General features: G+C 58.4%; 20 protein-coding genes. 12 read left to right on the top strand and 8 right to left on the bottom strand.

Annotation, left to right across the window (positions count from 1 at the left end):
* The first annotated feature begins 1 nt into the window (after position 1).
* Positions 2-1,213 carry an efflux RND transporter periplasmic adaptor subunit gene (locus ACERZ8_RS15000; protein WP_407592960.1) on the top strand — a complete coding sequence of 404 codons (1,212 nt, stop codon included), beginning with the start codon at positions 2-4 and terminating at the stop codon, positions 1,211-1,213.
* On the top strand, positions 1,210-2,853 hold the full coding sequence (locus tag ACERZ8_RS14995; protein ID WP_407592959.1) for a PHA/PHB synthase family protein: 1,644 nt from the start codon (positions 1,210-1,212) through the stop codon (positions 2,851-2,853). Before ACERZ8_RS15000 ends, ACERZ8_RS14995 begins: the two co-directional genes overlap by 4 nt.
* A gap of 2 nt (positions 2,854-2,855) precedes the next feature.
* On the opposite strand, the gene ACERZ8_RS14990 is transcribed toward ACERZ8_RS14995, so the two are convergent.
* Entirely contained in the window at positions 2,856-3,209 is a 354-nt protein-coding gene (locus ACERZ8_RS14990) for a phasin family protein (RefSeq protein ID WP_407592958.1), read from the bottom strand.
* A 73-nt stretch (positions 3,210-3,282) separates the two neighbouring features.
* On the opposite strand from ACERZ8_RS14990, the gene ACERZ8_RS14985 reads away from it, so the two are divergent.
* The gene (locus tag ACERZ8_RS14985) at positions 3,283-5,919 is read left to right on the top strand and encodes a cation-translocating P-type ATPase (RefSeq protein WP_407592957.1); all 2,637 of its coding nucleotides are present in this window, start codon (positions 3,283-3,285) and stop codon (positions 5,917-5,919) included.
* Here the strand turns inward: ACERZ8_RS14985 and ACERZ8_RS14980 are convergent.
* Positions 5,904-6,941 (bottom strand): sodium:calcium antiporter, encoded by a 1,038-nt coding sequence (locus ACERZ8_RS14980; RefSeq protein ID WP_407592956.1) that lies wholly within the window; start codon positions 6,939-6,941, stop codon positions 5,904-5,906. The genes ACERZ8_RS14985 and ACERZ8_RS14980 overlap by 16 nt on opposite strands.
* A gap of 80 nt (positions 6,942-7,021) precedes the next feature.
* On the opposite strand from ACERZ8_RS14980, the gene ACERZ8_RS14975 reads away from it, so the two are divergent.
* On the top strand, positions 7,022-7,738 hold the full coding sequence (locus ACERZ8_RS14975; protein WP_407592955.1) for a VIT1/CCC1 transporter family protein: 717 nt from the start codon (positions 7,022-7,024) through the stop codon (positions 7,736-7,738).
* A gap of 68 nt (positions 7,739-7,806) precedes the next feature.
* The gene (locus ACERZ8_RS14970; protein ID WP_407592954.1) at positions 7,807-8,958 is read left to right on the top strand and encodes a site-2 protease family protein; all 1,152 of its coding nucleotides are present in this window, start codon (positions 7,807-7,809) and stop codon (positions 8,956-8,958) included.
* Positions 8,959-9,073: 115 nt separating this feature from the next.
* Here the strand turns inward: ACERZ8_RS14970 and ACERZ8_RS14965 are convergent, their stop codons facing one another.
* The gene (locus ACERZ8_RS14965; RefSeq protein ID WP_407592953.1) at positions 9,074-9,730 is read right to left on the bottom strand and encodes a universal stress protein; all 657 of its coding nucleotides are present in this window, start codon (positions 9,728-9,730) and stop codon (positions 9,074-9,076) included.
* Positions 9,731-9,870: 140 nt separating this feature from the next.
* On the opposite strand from ACERZ8_RS14965, the gene ACERZ8_RS14960 reads away from it, so the two are divergent.
* Entirely contained in the window at positions 9,871-10,707 is an 837-nt protein-coding gene (locus ACERZ8_RS14960) for a two-component system sensor histidine kinase NtrB (RefSeq protein WP_407592952.1), read from the top strand.
* A complete protein-coding gene (locus tag ACERZ8_RS14955) occupies positions 10,704-11,420 on the top strand; it encodes a response regulator (protein WP_407592951.1) in 717 nt (238 codons plus the stop codon). Before ACERZ8_RS14960 ends, ACERZ8_RS14955 begins: the two co-directional genes overlap by 4 nt.
* On the opposite strand, the gene ACERZ8_RS14950 is transcribed toward ACERZ8_RS14955, so the two are convergent.
* Both ACERZ8_RS14950 and ACERZ8_RS14945 read right to left on the bottom strand, forming a co-directional pair.
* A complete protein-coding gene (locus ACERZ8_RS14950; RefSeq protein WP_407594284.1) occupies positions 11,387-11,503 on the bottom strand; it encodes a hypothetical protein in 117 nt (38 codons plus the stop codon). The genes ACERZ8_RS14955 and ACERZ8_RS14950 overlap by 34 nt on opposite strands.
* Positions 11,473-12,159 (bottom strand): response regulator transcription factor, encoded by a 687-nt coding sequence (locus ACERZ8_RS14945; protein ID WP_407592950.1) that lies wholly within the window; start codon positions 12,157-12,159, stop codon positions 11,473-11,475. Before ACERZ8_RS14945 ends, ACERZ8_RS14950 begins: the two co-directional genes overlap by 31 nt.
* A gap of 170 nt (positions 12,160-12,329) precedes the next feature.
* On the opposite strand from ACERZ8_RS14945, the gene ACERZ8_RS14940 reads away from it, so the two are divergent.
* A complete protein-coding gene (locus tag ACERZ8_RS14940; protein ID WP_407592949.1) occupies positions 12,330-13,004 on the top strand; it encodes a helix-turn-helix domain-containing protein in 675 nt (224 codons plus the stop codon).
* 60 nt (positions 13,005-13,064) lie between these two features.
* On the opposite strand, the gene ACERZ8_RS14935 is transcribed toward ACERZ8_RS14940, so the two are convergent.
* Both ACERZ8_RS14935 and ACERZ8_RS14930 read right to left on the bottom strand, forming a co-directional pair.
* Positions 13,065-13,496 (bottom strand): DUF2267 domain-containing protein, encoded by a 432-nt coding sequence (locus ACERZ8_RS14935; RefSeq protein ID WP_407592948.1) that lies wholly within the window; start codon positions 13,494-13,496, stop codon positions 13,065-13,067.
* Between the two features lie 19 nt (positions 13,497-13,515).
* On the bottom strand, positions 13,516-14,697 hold the full coding sequence (locus ACERZ8_RS14930) for a bactofilin family protein (RefSeq protein ID WP_407592947.1): 1,182 nt from the start codon (positions 14,695-14,697) through the stop codon (positions 13,516-13,518).
* A gap of 146 nt (positions 14,698-14,843) precedes the next feature.
* Here ACERZ8_RS14930 and ACERZ8_RS14925 point away from each other — a divergent pair, with 146 nt between their 5' ends.
* On the top strand, positions 14,844-15,329 hold the full coding sequence (locus ACERZ8_RS14925; RefSeq protein WP_407592946.1) for an Hsp20/alpha crystallin family protein: 486 nt from the start codon (positions 14,844-14,846) through the stop codon (positions 15,327-15,329).
* A 73-nt stretch (positions 15,330-15,402) separates the two neighbouring features.
* A complete protein-coding gene (locus ACERZ8_RS14920; RefSeq protein ID WP_407592945.1) occupies positions 15,403-16,242 on the top strand; it encodes a universal stress protein in 840 nt (279 codons plus the stop codon).
* Here ACERZ8_RS14920 and ACERZ8_RS14915 read toward each other — a convergent pair.
* Complete coding sequence (locus ACERZ8_RS14915; RefSeq protein WP_407592944.1) at positions 16,232-16,939, bottom strand: endonuclease/exonuclease/phosphatase family protein; 708 nt, start codon at positions 16,937-16,939, stop codon at positions 16,232-16,234. The genes ACERZ8_RS14920 and ACERZ8_RS14915 overlap by 11 nt on opposite strands.
* Positions 16,940-16,992: 53 nt before the next feature.
* On the opposite strand from ACERZ8_RS14915, the gene ACERZ8_RS14910 reads away from it, so the two are divergent.
* Positions 16,993-17,646: a hypothetical protein gene (locus ACERZ8_RS14910; RefSeq protein WP_407592943.1), complete on the top strand. Its 654-nt coding sequence runs from the start codon at positions 16,993-16,995 to the stop codon at positions 17,644-17,646.
* Between the two features lie 202 nt (positions 17,647-17,848).
* Complete coding sequence (gene arcC, locus ACERZ8_RS14905; RefSeq protein WP_407592942.1) at positions 17,849-18,754, top strand: carbamate kinase; 906 nt, start codon at positions 17,849-17,851, stop codon at positions 18,752-18,754.
* The last annotated feature ends 45 nt before the right edge of the window (positions 18,755-18,799 follow it).

Genomic DNA, 18,799 nt, shown 5'->3' with positions numbered 1-18,799 from the left:
CATGGCCTATTCAACCCGGACATTGACCCTCATCGGGCTGGGTGCTGCATTGATCGCGGGTTTGTCCTATGTGAGCTTTCGCGTTGATCCCGTGCCCGTTGATCTTGCCGCCGTCACGCGCGGGCCGCTGGAAATTACCGTCAATGCGGATGGCCAGACCCAGGTGCGCGATCTGTTCGAGGTGTCATCCCCAATCGCAGGAACTGCGATGCGATCGCCTGTCGAGGAAGGGGATCAGGTGCGCGCAGGCGAAACGGTTGTCGCGATCGTGCGCCCCTCCTCATCGGGCCTTTTGGATGCGCGCGCCCAGCTTCAGGCAGAAGCCGCCCTGCAGGAGGCCTTGGCGGCACGGAACGTGGCCGAGGCCGATCTGAAACAGGCACAGGAAACCCACAAATTTGCGCAATCCCAATTTGACCGCACGCAGGCATTGGTGGAACGCGGCGTGGCCTCTGTCACGCGGCTGGAAGATGACAGTCAACGGCTTGCAGTGGCCAACGCGACAATCGAAGCCGCGCAAGCGCGCATCGAGATGTCAAACGGTGCGATTGAACGGGCTCGTGCCACTCTGCTTGCCCCGGGCGACGGGATGACAATTGCCGATGGTTGCTGTGTCGACGTCCTCGCTCCGGCAGATGGGGTTGTGTTGTCGGTGGCCGCCATAAGTGAGCGCCCCGTGCCCATCGGCGCGCCCCTCGTGACCATTGGCGATCCCGGGCAATTGGAGATTGTGGCGGACATATTGTCCAATGACGCCGTGCGCTTGATCCCCGGCGCGCGCGCCTATGTCGAGCGCTGGGGCGGAGACGCAGTGTTTGAAGCGCGATTGGACAGGATCGACCCAAAGGCACGGACCAAGGTTTCGGCCCTTGGCATCGAAGAGCAACGGGTGGACGCGTATTTCACACTAAACAGCGAAGATGCACACCGCCCAAATCTGGGCGACGGGTTTTCCGTCTTCCTGCGCATCGTCGAGTGGCGCGCAGACGACACCTTGCAAATCCCCCTGAGTGCCGCGTTTCGAACTGGCGCCGACTGGGCGGTCTTTGTGGCTGACAATGGTGTCGCCGAGCGTCGCGTCGTGGTGCTTGGCCGCCGCAATGACAGAATGGTTCAGGTGCTGGACGGTCTGGAGGTGGAGGACAGGGTCATCATGCATCCGAGCGATGCGATTGGTCCCGGGACCGCTTTGGTCGAAAGGTCCGCATTATGAAACGCACCTCGCAGGGATTGGACACCCAATGGCACGCAGCCCTTGGTCGATTGACGGGGGGTATTTCACCCGCCGCTCTTGCCACGGCATACGTTGATTGGTGGTTGCACCTGATTGGTTCTCCGGAAAAGCAATCTGAGCTGATGCAACGCGCCCTCACCGACGCCACGTCGCAAACACAGCGAGACGACCCGCGGTTTCAGGATCCGGCATGGGCGGCCTATCCTTACAACGTCATGGCGCAAAGTTTTCTGGCAATGCAGGACTGGTGGCAGGCCGCAACGACTGATTTGCCCGGCGTTGATCCCAAACATGCCCGAACCGTGAACTTTGCCGCACGCCAATGGCTCGATATGGTGTCCCCGGCCAACTTTGCGGTCACGAACCCGGTTGTGCAGAACCGGACGGCCAGCGAGGGTGGGCAAAACCTGATGCGCGGCGCGCACTACTGGCTCGAGGATTTCAACCGCCTGCTGACAAAACAGCCCCGCCGGTCCGAACAGTTCACCATCGGCAAAGAGCTTGCGACAACACCCGGCGATGTCGTGATGCGCAACCGGCTGGTCGAGATGATCCGGTATCACCCGACCACCGAAAAAATACATCCCGAGCCCATCCTGATCGTGCCCGCCTGGATCATGAAATACTACATCCTTGATCTGACCGCTGAGCGGTCGCTCGTCGCTTATCTCAGGGATCAGGGGTTCGAAGTCTTTGTCCTGTCGTGGAAAAATCCTGATGCCGGGGACGCCGACCTTGCGATGCAGGACTACATTGATCTGGGCGTCCGGGCCGCCATCGCCAAAATTCAGGACATGGGCCATGCACGCCTTCATGCGACCGGATATTGCCTTGGCGGGACCCTTCTTGCCATTGTTGCGGCGGCATTGGCCCGGGACGGGGATGACTGTCTCGCCAGTATCAGCCTGCTGGCTGCTCAGGTCGATTTTTCCGAACCGGGCGAACTGGGCCTGTTCATCAATGAAAGTCAGGTTGCCTTCCTCGAAGACATCATGGCGACCCATGGGTATCTGCGATCAGACCAAATGGCCGGAGCCTTTCAGCTTTTGCGGTCCAACGATCTGATCTGGAGTCGTGTCATTCGCCACTATCTTCTTGGCGAGCGCACACCGGACAATCCGCTGCTGGCATGGAATGCCGATGCAACGCGTATGCCGGCCCGGATGCACAGCGAATATCTGCGCAGCCTGTTTCTGAAGAATGATCTGGCGAAAGGGCGGTTCAAAGTCGACGGCTCTGCTGTGGCCCTGAGCGACATTCGCAGCGATATCTATTGTGTGGCGACCGAAACCGATCACGTATCCCCGTGGACGTCGGTCTATCGCATATCGCTGCTCACGGACACTGACGTGACTTTCGTGCTGACAAATGGCGGGCACAATGGCGGAATCCTGTCAGAGCCTAGGCACAAGGGCCGCCATTACCGTTGCGGGCACAAGGACGAAGGCGATGCGCATACCACGGCACCGGCTTGGTTGGACAGCCACGATCCGCACTCCGGATCGTGGTGGCAACATTGGTCCAAGTGGCTCAAAAACAACAGCGGGCGCCCTCAAGACGTCCGCCCATCACTCGTTAAGCCGCTTGACGCAGCGCCGGGGCGCTACGTGTTGGAATAACCTCAGTCCGTCTTGTCGTCCTCAGGGGGTGCAAAGGCGTCCGTGCTCATCTTGAGCAGCTTGCCGGTTTCGACCTGATACTGCTCCATCGCCTTTTGGATAAACTGACCCTGTATGTGCTGCAGGTCCGTCACGTTTTTGCAGTGCAGGATTTGATGTTGGGTTTTGACATCTTCCTTGATGCGTTCAGCCACAAAGCTGGCGACTTCCGCACCCATGTCGCTGAGGGCTTCGACCCACGCGGTGCTGAGGCCCATCATGTTGCCCAACCCCGCTTCCTGCAGATGAACAAAGGCGTTGAACGGTTCGGCAGTTGACGGACTTCTATCATCTTGTCTCGGTGATTTGCTGGCCATTTCTGGTCCTCCGATATGCGCTGATATGGCGGAACTCTAGGGCGTCAGAATCGCGGGCCATTGATATTGCTCAATGCGGCGAGGCGCTGTGTGGCGGATACGAAAGCAGGTTTCGCAATGTGAGGTCGCGCAGGTGCCCCAGGACGCGCAAAAAGGATTGACCTCACGCCAAGTGCTTGAGGCACGCCAAAAGCACGGCTGGAATGAATTGCCAGCCATGAAACAGACCGGACCCTGGCGGGTTCTGCTGCGCCAGTTTTCAAGTTTTCTGGTGCTGATCCTGATCGCAGCCGCAGGTGTCGCACTGGCACTGGGCGAAACGATGGACGCAGGCACGATTGGTCTCGTGGTTGTGCTGAACGCGGGTCTGGGTTTTGTTCAGGAGTGGAAAGCCGAAACCGCCCTGACTGCCTTGCGCAAACTGATGTCCCCGCAAGCGATGGTTTTGCGAGACGGGCAGGAACAGGTCATTCCGGCCCGCGAGATCGTACCGGGCGACGTTCTGGTGCTGGCACCCGGCGCCAAAGTGGCAGCCGACGCCCATGTGATCCGCGCAGCAGAACTGGCCATCGATGAAAGCGTGCTGACAGGCGAATCCGTGGCTGTGTCGAAGGGAACCGACACAGCCAATTGCAACGTCTATGCAGGCACGTCCGTCACGCAGGGCCGCGCTGAGGCGCGCGTGAGTGCAATTGGCGCCGCCACTGAGTTCGGAAAGATTGCGCGCCTGACAGTGTCTGTCGGCCCCAAGACAACCAACCTTCAGAACAAGCTCAGCGGCCTTGCGTTCCAGCTTGGTATTGCAGCCCTGCTTGTGGCGTTGGGGGTGACGGTGCTTGGTCTTGCGCTTGGCCGGGATCTCTCTGAAATGGTCATGACGGGCTTGTCCTTGTCCGTCGCAATGGTGCCCGAGGGCCTTCCCGCGGTGGTGACCATCACGCTCGCACTCGGGGCCACTGCGATGGTGCGTCAGAACGCATTGGCCCGTCGGTTGCAGGCTGTCGAGACGCTGGGCGCTGCATCTGTCATCTGCACCGACAAGACCGGGACACTGACCGAAAACAAGATGACCGTCACCCATGTCTGGACGCTGGATCGGCATTATGATGTGACGGGTACGGGCTATGACCCGGCGGGCCATATCGAATTTGACGGGGTGCGGGTGCGAGCGGAAGACGACCCGGTCCTCGCCGCGGTGTTGAAAGCTGGCCTTTATTGCAGCCATGCCCAACTGGTTCAGGACGGCGACAGCTGGACAATGGTTGGTGCCCCGACAGAGGGCGCCTTGATCACACTGGGCTACAAGGGCTGGTGCGCGCTGCCCAATGAACGCGGGCTGCTGGCTGAAATCCCCTTCAGCAGCGCGCGCAAGCGCATGAGTGTTCTTTATGACGCCGGTGATGGTGCCGAGGTGCTGACCAAGGGCGCGCCCGAACAGGTGCTGGAGATTTGCACGCAGGTCCTGACGCGCGACGGTGTCCGCCCACTGACCGATTTCGACCGGGCACGCATCACAGAGGCCTACACCCATCTGGCGCAAGACGGTCTGCGGATCATTGCACTGGCCAGCCGTGCGGCCCCGGACCATCAGATCGGCGAAGAGGCCATGACCTTTCTGGGTCTGACCGGGCTGATCGATCCGCCCCGACCCGAAGTGCGCGATGCCATCGCGATGGCACGAATGGCGGGCATCCGGGTCATCATGATCACGGGTGACAGCCCCATCACAGCCAGTGCCATTGCCACGCAACTGTCACTGGACGTGGCGCATGCGTTGACTGGGCATGATCTGGAAGAACTGGATGACGCCGCTTTGATCTTGGTGTTGCAGGGCGACGTGTTGTTTGCCCGCACAAAGCCCGAGCAAAAGATGCGCATCGTGTCGGCACTGCAGGCGCAGGAGCAGATCGTTGCCATGACGGGGGATGGTGTGAACGACGCCCCTGCCCTCCGGCAGGCTGACATCGGTGTGTCGATGGGCATTCGGGGCACGGATGTGGCACGCGACGCCTCTGACCTCGTGCTGCTTGATGACAACTTTGCCACCATCGTGCGCGCAATCGCCGAGGGTCGGCGTCAGTTTGCCAATGTGCAGAAATTTGTACGCTACCTGCTGTCCTCAAACGCCGGAGAGGTGATCGCGCTTGTGGTGAATATCGCCATCGGTGGCCCGTTGGTCTTTCTCGCCACTCAAATCCTGTGGATGAACCTTGTGACCGATGGCGTTACCGCCGTCGCTCTTGGTCTGGAAAAATCCGAGCCAGACCAGATGCGATGGCCGCCGCGCCGCAAGGACACGGCGATTCTGGGCATCGGCGGGGTCGTGACCATCATCGTGCTTGGGACATATACCGGTCTGTCGAGCTTGTGGATATTCTTCCACCTCATGGATCAGGGTGTGGAATTGGCCAGAACCACAGCCTTTACCGCCATGGTGGTGTTCGAAAAAGTCAGCGTCTTTGCCTTCCGGTCGTTGCGTTTGCCCGGGTGGCGGATCGGCTGGTTCAGCAATCCATTTTTGTTGGGGGCATTGGCCCTGACGCTTGGGGCACAGGTTCTTGCCGTCTATTGGGCGCCACTGCAACTGATGCTGCATGCGGTGCCGCTTGGCCTTGACGAATGGGGGCTGATTGCTTTGTTCGCAGTGCCGATCATCATCGTGCCTGAGGTGATGAAAACGCTCAATCCGCACAATCAGCGGGCAAAGTAATAGGCCGCAAGGCTGGCGAGAAAGGTCAGCAGCACGAGGATCGAATCCAGTCCGAAGGCCCCCACCTTGGGTTTGCGCCGCACAATCAGGCCAATGAGAAAGATCGCCGTCACCGCCAGCCCAAAAGATAGTGCAAGGCTCACCGTCTGTGACGTCTGCTGCAGAATTGGGCCGCCGCGAAACAGGATGTCTGCCGGGAAAACCAGCACGAGCATGATCAAGTTGCTGCCGAAAATGTTGGATATAGCCATCGTATAGGCCCCGATGCGCACTGCCGCGATACTGGTGGTGAGTTCGGGCAAAGCCGTGGCCGCCGCCAAAAGGGTGACGCCGATGAAGCTGTTGCCAAGGCCGGATTGCTCGGCGATCTGCGCTGCCGACAGCACCAGAAACAGCCCAAAGATCCAAATCGCCAGGCTCGCGCCTATCGCTTGCCAGATCATGGCCGTGTTGGAGGAGTGCGTGAGCCCGGTCGGTGCCGGAAAGGCCAGTGGATCGGGATCGGGCAAATCCACGGGCACCCAATCGCTGCTGTCATCATATTTGCGCAGCAGCCAGATCGCACCGACATAGAAGACGGCAATAAAGACACTGCCCAGCCCCACGCCAGCGATGACAATGGTCTCGCCCAGGTTTGTGATGATCAATGCGACCGCCAGCAGGAACACCAGCAACGTGGCCTCAAGCGCGTGGTTGGCCTTGCGCGGATAGTTCGTGATGGGCCCGCGCGCCCAGAAATCCGACATGGCCAAAATGGCGGTCTGCAAGGCGATGCCCCCGAACAGGTTGTTCAGCACAAGATCACGTGCCTGCCCCACTGCTGCGGTGAGCGTTGTGGCCACTTCGGGCAATGAGGTCGCCAGCGACAGCAACAGAAGACCCACCAGCGATTTGGCCAGTTTGAAACGATCCGCCAATGCGTCCGCCACATAAGCGAGCCGCGCCCCCGCGATCCAGACGGCTGCGGCACACAACAGGAAGATCAGCGCGCTTTGGAACAGCGTGGTTTCTGGAATCTGCATGCTGCCCGCATACCAAGGCGATCGCATCCCCACTTGATATTACTCAACTGTCGTGCAGGCCTGACTTGCACAGTCCACCAATGACACGTGAACACGGACACAGCCCCGCAGAGATCACCCAACGCCTTTCAGCCGGTCAGAAGGCCGGGCACCTCAAGGACATGATTTACGGCGGCATAGATGGGGCGGTCACCACCTTTGCCATTGTCGCCGGGGTCGAGGGGGCGGGTTTGTCTCACGGGATTGTCGTGGCGCTTGGCACGGCCAATATCATCGCGGATGGGTTCTCGATGGCAGCAAGCAACTATTCGGGCACCAAGGCCGAACTTGACGACCGAAAGCGCATCATCAAAGTCGAAGAACGCCATATCGAGGAACATCGCGACGGCGAACTGGAAGAGTTGCGCCAAATTCTGCGGCTGCGCGGTCTGTCAGGTCACGTGCTTGAAGAGGCCACATCGGACATCGCCCAAAGCAAAACGAACTGGATCGGGCTGATGTTGACGGATGAGTATGGCCTGTCGCGCATTGAACCCGAGCCCATGCGCGCAGCACTGGCGACCTTTGGGGCGTTCCTTCTGGCAGGCGCGATCCCGCTTCTGCCCTTCCTACTGCAGCTGGACGGTGCTTTCACGATTTCGGCTTTTGCAACGCTTTTGACGTTCTTCCTGATCGGAACGGGCAAGAGCCGTTGGTCCCTCGCAAAATGGTGGTGGTCCGGCATCGAGACGCTGCTGATCGGCGGTGTTGCCGCACTCCTTGCCTTTTCAGTGGGCCGCTTGTTTCACGGCGGCTGATGCAGTTTGAGCCATGTCAATTGCAACCGATCCTGCCCTGCTAGAGTTTTCTCAACGGTGAGGCTGTTATGTTTGAAAACTCCGTCAAGCTTTTTTCGATCTACGATTTCGACATAAAGGTTGATCCCAGTTGGGTGCTCATCGCCGCTCTGATCACGTGGAGCCTGTCCCAGCAGTTTTTCCCCGAAAAACTGCCCGGAGCAGACGGCGGCGTCTATTTCGTAATGGCCATCGTTGCGATGCTGGGCCTGTTTGCCTCGCTGCTTCTGCATGAACTGGCCCATTCGGTGGTGGCGCGCCATCTGGGTGTCTCGATCAAGAGCATCACATTGTTCCTGTTTGGTGGCGTGGCCGAACTTGACACAGAACCAGCCTCGGCTCGCGCTGAATTCTGGATCGCTGTTGCCGGTCCCGCCATGTCCATTTGCCTCGCGGTTGTGTTCTGGACGTTGGAGCAGATGCTGGTCTGGTCCGGCTTTCCTGCGGCATCTGTAGAAATCGTCTCATATCTCGCGCTCATCAATCTGGTACTGGCCCTGTTCAACCTGCTGCCGGCCTTCCCACTCGATGGCGGGCGCGTCTTGCGCGCAGTGCTTTGGTCACGATCAGGCGACGTGGCCGATGCAACCCGCTTGGCGTCACGGTCGGGTTCGTTTTTGGGGTATGCCTTGATGGGGCTTGGGGTCGTCGCCTTGTTTCGTGGGATGATCGTGTCCGGTCTCTGGCAAATGATGATTGGCGGATTTCTCCTCGTTGCGGCGCGGGCCAGCTATGCACAGCAACTTGCAAAGGCCGCCTTTGCCAATCAAACCGTCGATGCGCTGATGACCCACAATCCGATCATCGTCGGCCCCGAGATGACCCTGTCTGAATTCGTGAACCAGATCATGCTGCAACGCCACGTCTCCTTTGTGCCGGTCATGGAAAGCGACGTCTTGTTGGGCCACATCGATTCCTCCGTCCTGTCCAAAATTGATCGTGAAAACTGGGCCAACACCCGCGTCGGGGATGTATTTGTCGGCCTTATACCGGATGCCATGATTGGCGCTGACCTGCCGGTGCAGGACGTGCTGGACAGAATTTCCAAAACGGGTCGGCGCAAATTCATGGTGGTGTCTGGCCATGATCTGCTGGGGGTGATCACGCTGTCCGATCTCACCCGGCATTTGAGGTCCAGCGAAAAGACGCCCCATGTGCCTCCGAGTGCCATACATCCGTGACGCTATCGGGTGCGCGCCAGGACCGTTGCGGTGTCTGAAACGACAAAAATGTGGTTGGGGATTTTGGTCGGTGCGCCCTCGGCCCAATGCATCGGCAATCAGCCGAAAATGGTCATTACACGATCGACAGGCACGCACATTTGGCGAGGTGATTGATCTGTTGGGTTGTGCTGCCCAACACCGCACTCGAAATGCGTCCAAGCCCACGACGTCCGGTGATTATCAGATCGGCGCCAATCTCATCCGCATGCAAAAGGATTTCGCTCGCGGCATCCCCGTGCGGCATGTGCGTTTTGACAGCGTCAAAACCGACGTCTGCCGCCATCTCTAGTGCCTCGTCCAGTACCTTTTGCCCTGCCAAATCAATGTCGTGAAAACCGGGGGTGGCGAGGCCCGCGTAATAGTCAGGCAGCAGGCTGTTAACATAAGCCGCCGTTTCCGTGTGGGGCACATGAACCAGCGTGACCTTTCCCGAATACACTTTCGAAAGATCGTACGCGACGCGGGCTCCCTTCTTCGATTTCTCCGAGCCATCGAGCCCCACGATTATGCGTCTGAACATTGCTTTTCCTTCTCTGGCCTGCGCGGTTGGTACGGTCTGGCGATCAACTGTCCAAGGGGGCCCTAACGGCATCCAGTTGGTGATCTGAGAGGTTTCTTGGCAAATTTTGCAGGCACAACCCAGTTTTGCCCACTGGCATGAACCGGCCCATTGGCTTGCCCATGTTGTGCAAGTGCCCTCGCCGACCAGGCGGTCGCAAAACCAATCCATGCCACTACCCGTTTCATCTTGATATCCACTGTTTCGTGCGCGAACTGTCTCAAATCCGTGCCCTCACCCGTTGATGCAAATCAATTGAGGCTTGCACGTTCCGCGCACCGCTTGGCAGGTTACCAAAAGAGGGAGTGACCATGACCGACTCGCCTGAGGACAGCGCCATTCTGACCGCCATCATGGAGGCGGCAGTCGATGCGATTATCGTTTCAGATCAGACCGGTCACGTTCTGCAAGTGAATGCCGCCGCTGCAGAGATGTTCCAGTTTTCTGCGCAAGAGCTGCTTGGACAAAGCGTCAACATGCTGATGCCGGACGCGTTGGCCGCGTTGCATGACGGGTTTATGGCGCATCACGTGAAAACCGGTGAGACGCGGATTATCGGGCTGGGTCGCGATGTTGAAGGAAAGCGCAAAGACGGCACCGTTTTCCCGATGCACATCTCGGTGGGCAAAGCCGCGGCTGCTGGCCAAAAGCTGTTCGTCGCCATTCTGCACGATCTGACCCACCGCAAGGCAACAGAGGCCGCCCTGGCCCGGTCACAAAGGCTGGATGCGATCGGGCAGATGACAGGGGGCATCGCGCATGATTTCAACAACCTGCTGACCATCATCACGGGCAACCTGGAATTGCTTGAAATGCGCGGCGCCGGACCCCGCCAACTGCCTTTGATCAAGGATGCGCTTGAATCTGCGGAATTGGGCGCGGAATTGACCACGCGCCTGATGGTGTTTGCCCGGCGCAGCGACCTCAAGCCCGTGATATCCGACTTGCGGTTGTTGTGTTCCGAAACACTGAAACTTCTGAAACGAACGCTGGGCTCCCCCTTCAGGATCAAGACTGATTTCGCAGCAGAGGTGGACCCGGTGATGGTTGATCCGGTGCAATTGCAATCCACGTTGATGAACCTTGCACTGAACGCACGCGATGCGATGGGAACCGGGGGGAGCTGTTGTTTTCCATCACGAACGTGACGATCGACGACAGCTACATGGCTCAGGAAACCGATATGGAACCGGGTGACTATGTGCGCCTGTCGGTCAGTGACGACGGTGCAGGGATGAGCATGGAGGCGCAAAGGCGCGCGTTCGAACCCTTTTTCACCACAAAATCGAAAAGCGGCGGCACGGGTCTTGGCCTTGCGATGGTCTACGGTTTCGTGCGGCAATCGGGTGGCCACGTGACCCTTTACAGCGAGTTGGGTCATGGAACCAGTTTTGGTCTCTACTTTCCGGCCGTAAGACACCTGCGCAGCGCCGATCTGGCGCTGTCAGGACATGCCAGCAGCGGCATTACTCCAAGGGGGCGCGGTGAAACAGTTCTTGTCGTCGAGGACAATGCCAGAGTACGCCACCTTTCGATTGAACGTATCCGCGACCTCGGCTTCAACACGCTGGAAGCGGAGAGTGCGGATCAGGCATATCGAATGCTCAAAGACGGGGTCGAGGTCGATCTGGTCTTTTCCGACCTGGTGATGCCGGGAACTCTGAATGGTTATGATCTCGCTGCAAAAATCTCGCAGGAATTTCCAAACCTGAAGGTGTTGCTGACATCGGGCTATGCCAGCGATGTGGTGACGAAAGCGATGGCCAACGGCGCACCGCAGGACATCCTGCACAAACCCTATCGACAGTCCGACCTCGCTCAGCGGCTTCATGCACTTTTGGCGGGCGATGCGGACGGCTGACACCGCTTTACATCGCATGCGAGCATGTAGCCGATGCCGCGCACGGTCTTGATCAGTTTCGGGTTCGATGGATCGCGCTCGATCTTTTTGCGCAGACGCGCAACCTGATTGTCGATGGTGCGATCCAGCGGGCTCCACTCAATTCCCCTGTCAAATCCATGAGCTGATCGCGCGACAGCACATGTTTGGGGCGTTCAAGAAAGACGGACAGCAGCTTGAAATCGCCGCTGGTCAGGGCACAATCGGCTCCAGTCCGATCCAGCAGCTCCAACCGGTTCGGCGTCGCGATCATACCATCAAAGCTGTATCTCGGGCTGTCTTCCGTACCGGGCGGCGCCGCAACTGTCGAGACATGCTGATGCACGCGGGCACCGCTTGAGCGGCGCAACACAGTCCGAACGCGCGCCAGTACTTCGCGCAGGTGGAACGGCTTGGTTATGTAGTCGTCGGCCCCGACCTCAAGCCCCACCACCCGGTCGATCACATCATCTTTTCCCGTGACCATAATGATCGACACTTGCGAGTTTTGACGTATCTCGCGGGCAAGATCCACGCCGTTGTCTTTTGCCAGATTGATGTCCAGCGTGATCAGATCAATGCTTTGCGTCGACAACGCCGCCAGAACTTCGGAACGGGTTTCCGCTGCATGCACGGCGAATCCATCATCCTCAAGAACATTGCGCAGCAGCGTTCTGATCTTTGGATCGTCATCGACAACAAGAATGGTCTGGTCCGTCATGCGGCCCTTTTTCCCTCATGCGCTTTTTTGATCGATACACGCTGGACTGAGGCATGGCCTCAAAGACCGGCTGCGGCGATTACAATTTGATACAAAACGCAGACGTCCAACCATACGTCAGATTACATATCCCGTTCAAGTTGCCCCCAATCATAATGGGGGCTCGCACTATGTACGTCACAATTCCAAATCCAGAAATGCGCGAAGGTGCGCCGGGTTTTCTGATCGGTGCCTCATGCAAAATCGCCGAGACGCGGCTGAAACCCGGTCAGTTTCTCTTTTTTGAAGGGGACGAGGTCGAGTGGTTGTACCAGGTCACGAGTGGCGTTGTTCGATTGACACGCATGTTGGCGGATGGTCGCAGACAGGTTATCGCCTTCGGCTATCCCGGCGATATCATTGGGTTTCCTGCGGATGGCCTGCACCACACGGATTGCGAAACCCTTACGGATACCCGGTTGCAACCGTTCCGCCTGGCACATCTGGAAAACGGCGAAGGCGATCCGGCCCTGCATGCCGCACTGTTGCAGGCCGCGCTGCGCGAAATCAGCGCCATGCAGGATCACTTCATGATGCTTGGGCGAAAATCTGCCACTGAAAAACTGGCTTCGTTCCTGTGTGTGCTGACGGAACGTGTGGGCGAAGACCTTGGGGCATTTCGACAGGTCACCTTGCCGATGAGTCGGTCAGACATCGCCGATTTCCTTGGCCTGACAACCGAGACTGTCAGCCGGACATTTACCCAGTTGCGCAAGGCCGCGATCATCGCCATCGACAACACGCATACGATCATCGTTCAGAAACCGGCGGCTTTGCTGAGCTTGTCCGTGGGCGACCAGGACTGATCCCGCATCACCGCTGCAATCAAGGGGCCACGCTGTCGAAGCTGTGGCCCCTTTTCCGGTTTACGGCGCGCTCCAAAGCCCGCGCAGTTCTTCGGGCAGGCTGGCACGTATGTCTTCGACCTCTCCGGCGCTCACACGCGCGTTCAGCAGATCAAACACGGATTTAATGTCTTCGCGCCCACGATATTCCTCGCAATCCGCCATTTGACTGTCGACAAAGGCGATGAACTCTGCGGCGTGTCTTTCTTTGATCGGGGTGTTTTTCGGCACCCATCCCTCAAACAGGAACCCGCGGATCAGCACCGGCATTTGAGCCGAGAGCTGTGCCAGTTCGTCGATCAGCAGATGATCGCGGACATGGTGCAGCGTGACGCGCAAAAGCCGCAAGGTGCTGCGTTTTGACGACCAGTCCAATCGTCCTGCCAGTTCTTTGATCCATTCATGCGCCAGATGCACGCTATGATCGATCACTTCCAATCCTTGCGCTGACATTGTCTTTTCCCTTCCGCGTTCAGTCTTGGATAGGTTTCATGTCGACGTCGAATGCGACGTCAGGATTCCCGATGATCCAGTGGAAAAATGCCCGGGTCATCGCGCCGACCCCCAGCAGAACCAACGTGTAATTCGCAACCCACCCGACAAAGGGAATGAAGTTCAGCAGCGCCACACCGATGATGGCCGCTGCAAACACCAGCAGGCGGGCCGCTGTGCTTGGATCATCCGCACCGCCAAATCCTGACCAGATGCGCATTGCGACACCGTATGCGCCCAAGGCGTATCCAAACGTCCACACCACGATAAGGGCGAGGACCACGATGGGTACAAACGGCAACCCCACGATGGTCAGCGCAATGATCGGCAGCATGCCAAACAGAATTGACAGACCGATGACACCCAAAAGGATTGTCTGACCGGGCGCGGCGGCGATGCCACGGCGCAGCCGGGCAAGCCGTTTGGGCATGAAGGCCAGCATCAGTGCCCCCAGCACAAGGAAGAACAGCAGCGAAATCACAAAGCTGAACGCCATCGACGCAAATGTCGGCAAAATCGGTATCTCTTTTCCAATCTTGTCCCATTCGTCCCACACACGCCGACCGGAATGCGCAACGAAGGTCACCCGTTCTTCAAGCGCCACGCGTTCGGGCACGGCCACTTTTTCCTTGGTGGAATAGGTGATCGTGCCATTGACCACCGCATCAGGGCCAAAGGTCAGCGTTTGCGCGACAATGCGGGCATCCCCACTGATCGGGGCATTCAGGATCACGTCACGCCCCGTCACCATCAAGGCCCCTTCAACCGGGCCTTCTATCGTGACGGAATTTGCGAAAATCCGCACGTTGCCGTCGGTGACCGACGCCTTTTCGGTCCGCACCGAAAACCCGGCGGCCGTCAGGTCTTCGCCGACAGCACCGCGTGCGACGACGGTCGCGCCCGCCGCATAAAGGTCCTGCGCAGTGTCCGTGCTGATCGAAAGGTCAAACCCGGACACATGCAGATCACCCGCCGTGGTCCCGCGCGCATCTATCGTGCGCCCGGCAACAAAAGTGTCCCCATTTGAACTGACCGCCTCATTGACCTGCTGGCCCGCGACATATGTGTCGCCACCATGCGTCACCGAAGTGGAATCAGCCGACGCTCCACCAGCCAGACCGACAATGACGGCAAAGATAACAGCCCGTGAAACCTTGAACATCGCAATGCTCCTTGCAGCAATTTGAGTTGCCTCAGGTTACGAGATCGCGGGCCGTACCGATTGACGGGGATCAATCGCAGGTTCGATCAGATTGGTAATTTGGAGGGGACACGAACGGTGTCAGGCATCTTGAAAGGAGACTTGAAATGTCACGCCCATCCCTGCCCCAGTCGCGCGAAGATGCGATGAGCCATGCGTTTTTTCCGTCCTTCCAGAAGGAGATGAACAGGCTTTTGGATCAGTTCAGATCCGGTTTTCCGATGCTCGATGATGACGCGCGGCAGGCGTCTTCCGAAACAGCCTTTCCCGCCATTGATGTCGTCGAAACTGATGATGGGTTCGGCATCAGCGCAGAGGTTCCCGGCGTCAAGGAAGAAGACCTTGAGGTGAGCGTCTCAGGCCAGACGCTGATCCTCAAAGGCGAGAAAAGCGCCGAGCATGAGTCAGAGCAGGACAGCTTTCACCTTGTTGAACGCCGCTATGGCAGTTTCCGTCGCCAGATTCCGCTGGGCTTCACCCCCGAGGAAGGCACCGTTGATGCCGAATTTGCTGACGGCATTCTCAAACTGCACATCGCCAAACCCGCCGCGGCCAAGGCGGCGGTCCAAAAGATCGACATCAAGAAAACCTGAACATCGCAGGGCGCAATTTGCGCCCTGCCCCGGACCCTTTGCAGGTCCAAGATCACCAAAGAGGAGCGACACCATGAGACCAAAAACAATTCTGGTCTGCCTGACGACACCGGAGCATGCCGAAACACTGCTGAAAGTCGCAGTTCCTTTGGCCCGAAAACATGGTGCTCACCTGATCGGATTGCACACTGTCGAGGCATTGCTGGTGTATCCCGGGATCGCCATGCACATCCCGGAACCTGCATTTGCCGCGTTCAACGAAAGCCAGAAAGAAGAATCCGAGGCGATCAAGGCAATTTTCACTCGCCTGACGGAAAACGAAGACTTTGTGAGCGAGTTCCGCCTTGTCCGCGCCGAAGCGCAGTCCGCCGTCGAGCGGATGATAGAAAGCGCGCGGGCTGCTGATCTGGTCATAATGGCGCACGAGGACAAAAACAGTGATCGGTTTGACCAGCGTCATGCGCAAACCCGCGTGATCCGCGAAAGCGGTCGGCCTGTGATCATCGTACCCCTGAACTGCGATGGTCCCGAACTGGGCCAGAACATCGTCTTAGGCTGGAGTGATACCCGCGAAGCGGCGCGCGCAGCACATGATTTGATCGCTCTGGCCGACCCGGGCGCGGAATTGACCGTCCTGCGCGTCGCGGCGGGTGTCAAAGATGCGCTCAAGGATACGGACGCCCTGGATATGACAGAGATGTTTGCCCGCCATGGCCTCAAGCCCACGCTTGAGCACCGGGACCCCGCAGGCGACAGCATCGCAGACGTGTTGAGCACGGTGGCGTTCGAAAAGGGCGCTGATCTGGTCGTCACGGGCGCTTTTGGGCATTCAAAGGCCTATGACTTTGTGATTGGCGCGACAACTTACGCACTGCTGAAAGACCAGAAAACCCCTGTCTTGTTCAGCAAGTAGCGGCAGGCACATGAATGTCGGACCATATTGGCAGATGGTCCGATGCAACCTTGGCAAGCGGCCCTTCTTCGACGCCTGCACCTTGCAGCGCAATGTCTTGGGTCACTGCAAAACGGTCCAGTGCCGCAACGGGGCGTCTGGAATGAAAGGATCGGCCCGGGCTGTGGGTCTCGAACCTGCCCTCCAGCGGCTCAAAGCCACGCGTGCGCGACCATTCGTTGAAATCACCCGCAATGACGCAGTGTCGATCCAGACTGGTCGTCTCGTTAAGGGTGCGCAATTGCGCACGCCGGTCCCGACGCCGCAGACCCAGATGGGTGGCCACAAGGGTCATCCCCTCGCCGACGGACAAGGTCAGGCGGATTGCGCCACGAGGCTCCAAACCCGGCAGTTCCAGCGTTTCAACATTGTCCACTGCCAGCTCTTTGCGCACCAGAACGGCGTTGCCGTGCCAACCGATGCCGGGGCCGTTCTTTGACACATCGACCAACTTGAAATCGGTTTCCTTGGCAATCATATCGCGCGGCAAGACAGTTGGCCGCTGCCCCAATCGCCGATCTGCCTCTTGCAGAACAACGACATCAGCCCCTAGGCCATTGATCACATCCAGAACCCGTTCGGGATTGCGTTTTTGGTCAAGCCCGCGGGCCTTTCGGATATTGTAGCTCGCGATACGTATGAGTTGGCCTTCCATCATTGCTATATAGGGTCAACGGCGCGGGATATGAACGCAAAGGCACAGAATTCGCGATGAAACTGATCAAAGACAGCAGCGGCACTATGCTGGTGATATGGGCGATGCTCTTGCTGACGGGCCTCATCGCCCTTGGCCTGACGCGGTGGTCCCTTGCATTTGTCAGCATCGCCACTCTCGGCCTGTCCTTGGTGCCGCCACTTCTGGCGGCGCGCTGGTCACTGACCCTCCCCTTGCCTTTTTTGCTGTTCACAACGCTGTTCTTTTTCGCGTCGATCTTTCTGGGCGAAGCCTTTGATTTTTATGAACGTGTCTGGTGGTGGGATGTGGCGCTGCACGGGCTTTCAGCGATTGGATTTGGCCTGACCGGATTTCTGTTTGTCTTCATGCTGTTTGAGGGCGATCGGTTTGCCGCACCCCCGTCTGCCATCGCATTCATGAGCTTTTGCGTTGCGATGACAGTCGGTGCGACATGGGAGATCTTTGAATTCGCCATGGACCAGACCTTTGGATTAAACATGCAAAAGTCGGGACTGGACGATACAATGGGCGATCTTATCGTCAACGCACTTGGGGGTCTGATGGCGAGCATCACAGGCTATTTCTATCAGCGTCAAAGCTATTCCGGCCTGCTTGGCCGCGGCCTGTCCCAGTTCATCCAGTTGAACCAGCGCCTGTACCGGAAGTACAAGCATCGTTTGAAAAAGTGAGGCCATTCCGGGCTGTGATTGACCAATCTCAATCGCGGCGCTGTTGTTTCACCTGATGCTCGTTGCGTGAACGCAATTCGCAAAGCAGGAATATCCAATGGACGCTACCCTTCGAACCCGTGAGCTGATGACAGCCTCCAAGCAAGGGCGGGATGCCACGCATTCCCCACTGGCCGTTTCGCTCACAACATCGGAGGCCTGAATGCGTATTGTCGTCGCCTTGGGCGGAAATGCCCTTTCAAAACGGGGTGAGACACTCACTGCCGAAGGCCAGCGCGCCAGCATTCGCATCGCGGCCCAATCCCTCGCACATCTGCTGGAGGCGGGGCATGAAGTGGTGATCACGCATGGCAACGGTCCTCAGGTCGGTTATCTGGCGCTGCAAAGCGGCCCTTTCCCGCTGGACGTTCTGGGCGCGGAAACCGACGGGATGATCGGATATGTGCTGCAACAGGAACTGGACAACGCCTACGCGCCGGATGCGCATTACGCGACGCTGCTGACCCAGATCGAGGTAGACGCAGACGATCCCGCATTTCTGGCCCCGACCAAGTTCATCGGCCCCGTTTACACCGAGGCGGACGCGGCCAAGCTCAGCGCGGAACGCGGCTGGACCATTGGGCAAGACGGCGCGCATTTTCGCCGCACAGTGCCGTCGCCGCGCCCAAAACGTATCCTCGAACTGGATGTTATCAATCTGTTGCTCGACCAGAATGTGATTGTCATTTGCGCAGGCGGCGGTGGCATCCCGGTTGTTCAAAAACCGGATGGCACCATGATCGGGGTCGAAGCGGTGATCGACAAGGATCACGCAAGCGGATTTCTGGCACATGCGTTGAACGCAGATGCGTTTCTGATGCTGACGGATGTCGAAGGCGTTTTCGATGATTGGGGAACACCCGAACAATCCCTGATACGCCACGCGACCCCGGATGAGCTTACCACCAAGTCATTTCCCGCCGGGTCCATGGGACCAAAGGTCGAGGCCGCCTGCAATTTCGCACGCTCCGGTGGGCGGTTCGCAGCGATCGGACGGCTGGCTGACTGCATGGCCCTCGTCCAAGGTACGACGGGCACACGGGTCAGTGAGACAGCTAAAGACAGTTAGGCACGCCGTAGGTTTTAACAGGTGAAACCCACGCCAAGGGTCATA

This window comes from Tateyamaria armeniaca (assembly GCF_045797845.1).
Lineage (GTDB): Bacteria > Pseudomonadota > Alphaproteobacteria > Rhodobacterales > Rhodobacteraceae > Tateyamaria > Tateyamaria armeniaca.
This window is presented reverse-complemented; position numbering and strand designations above follow the sequence as displayed.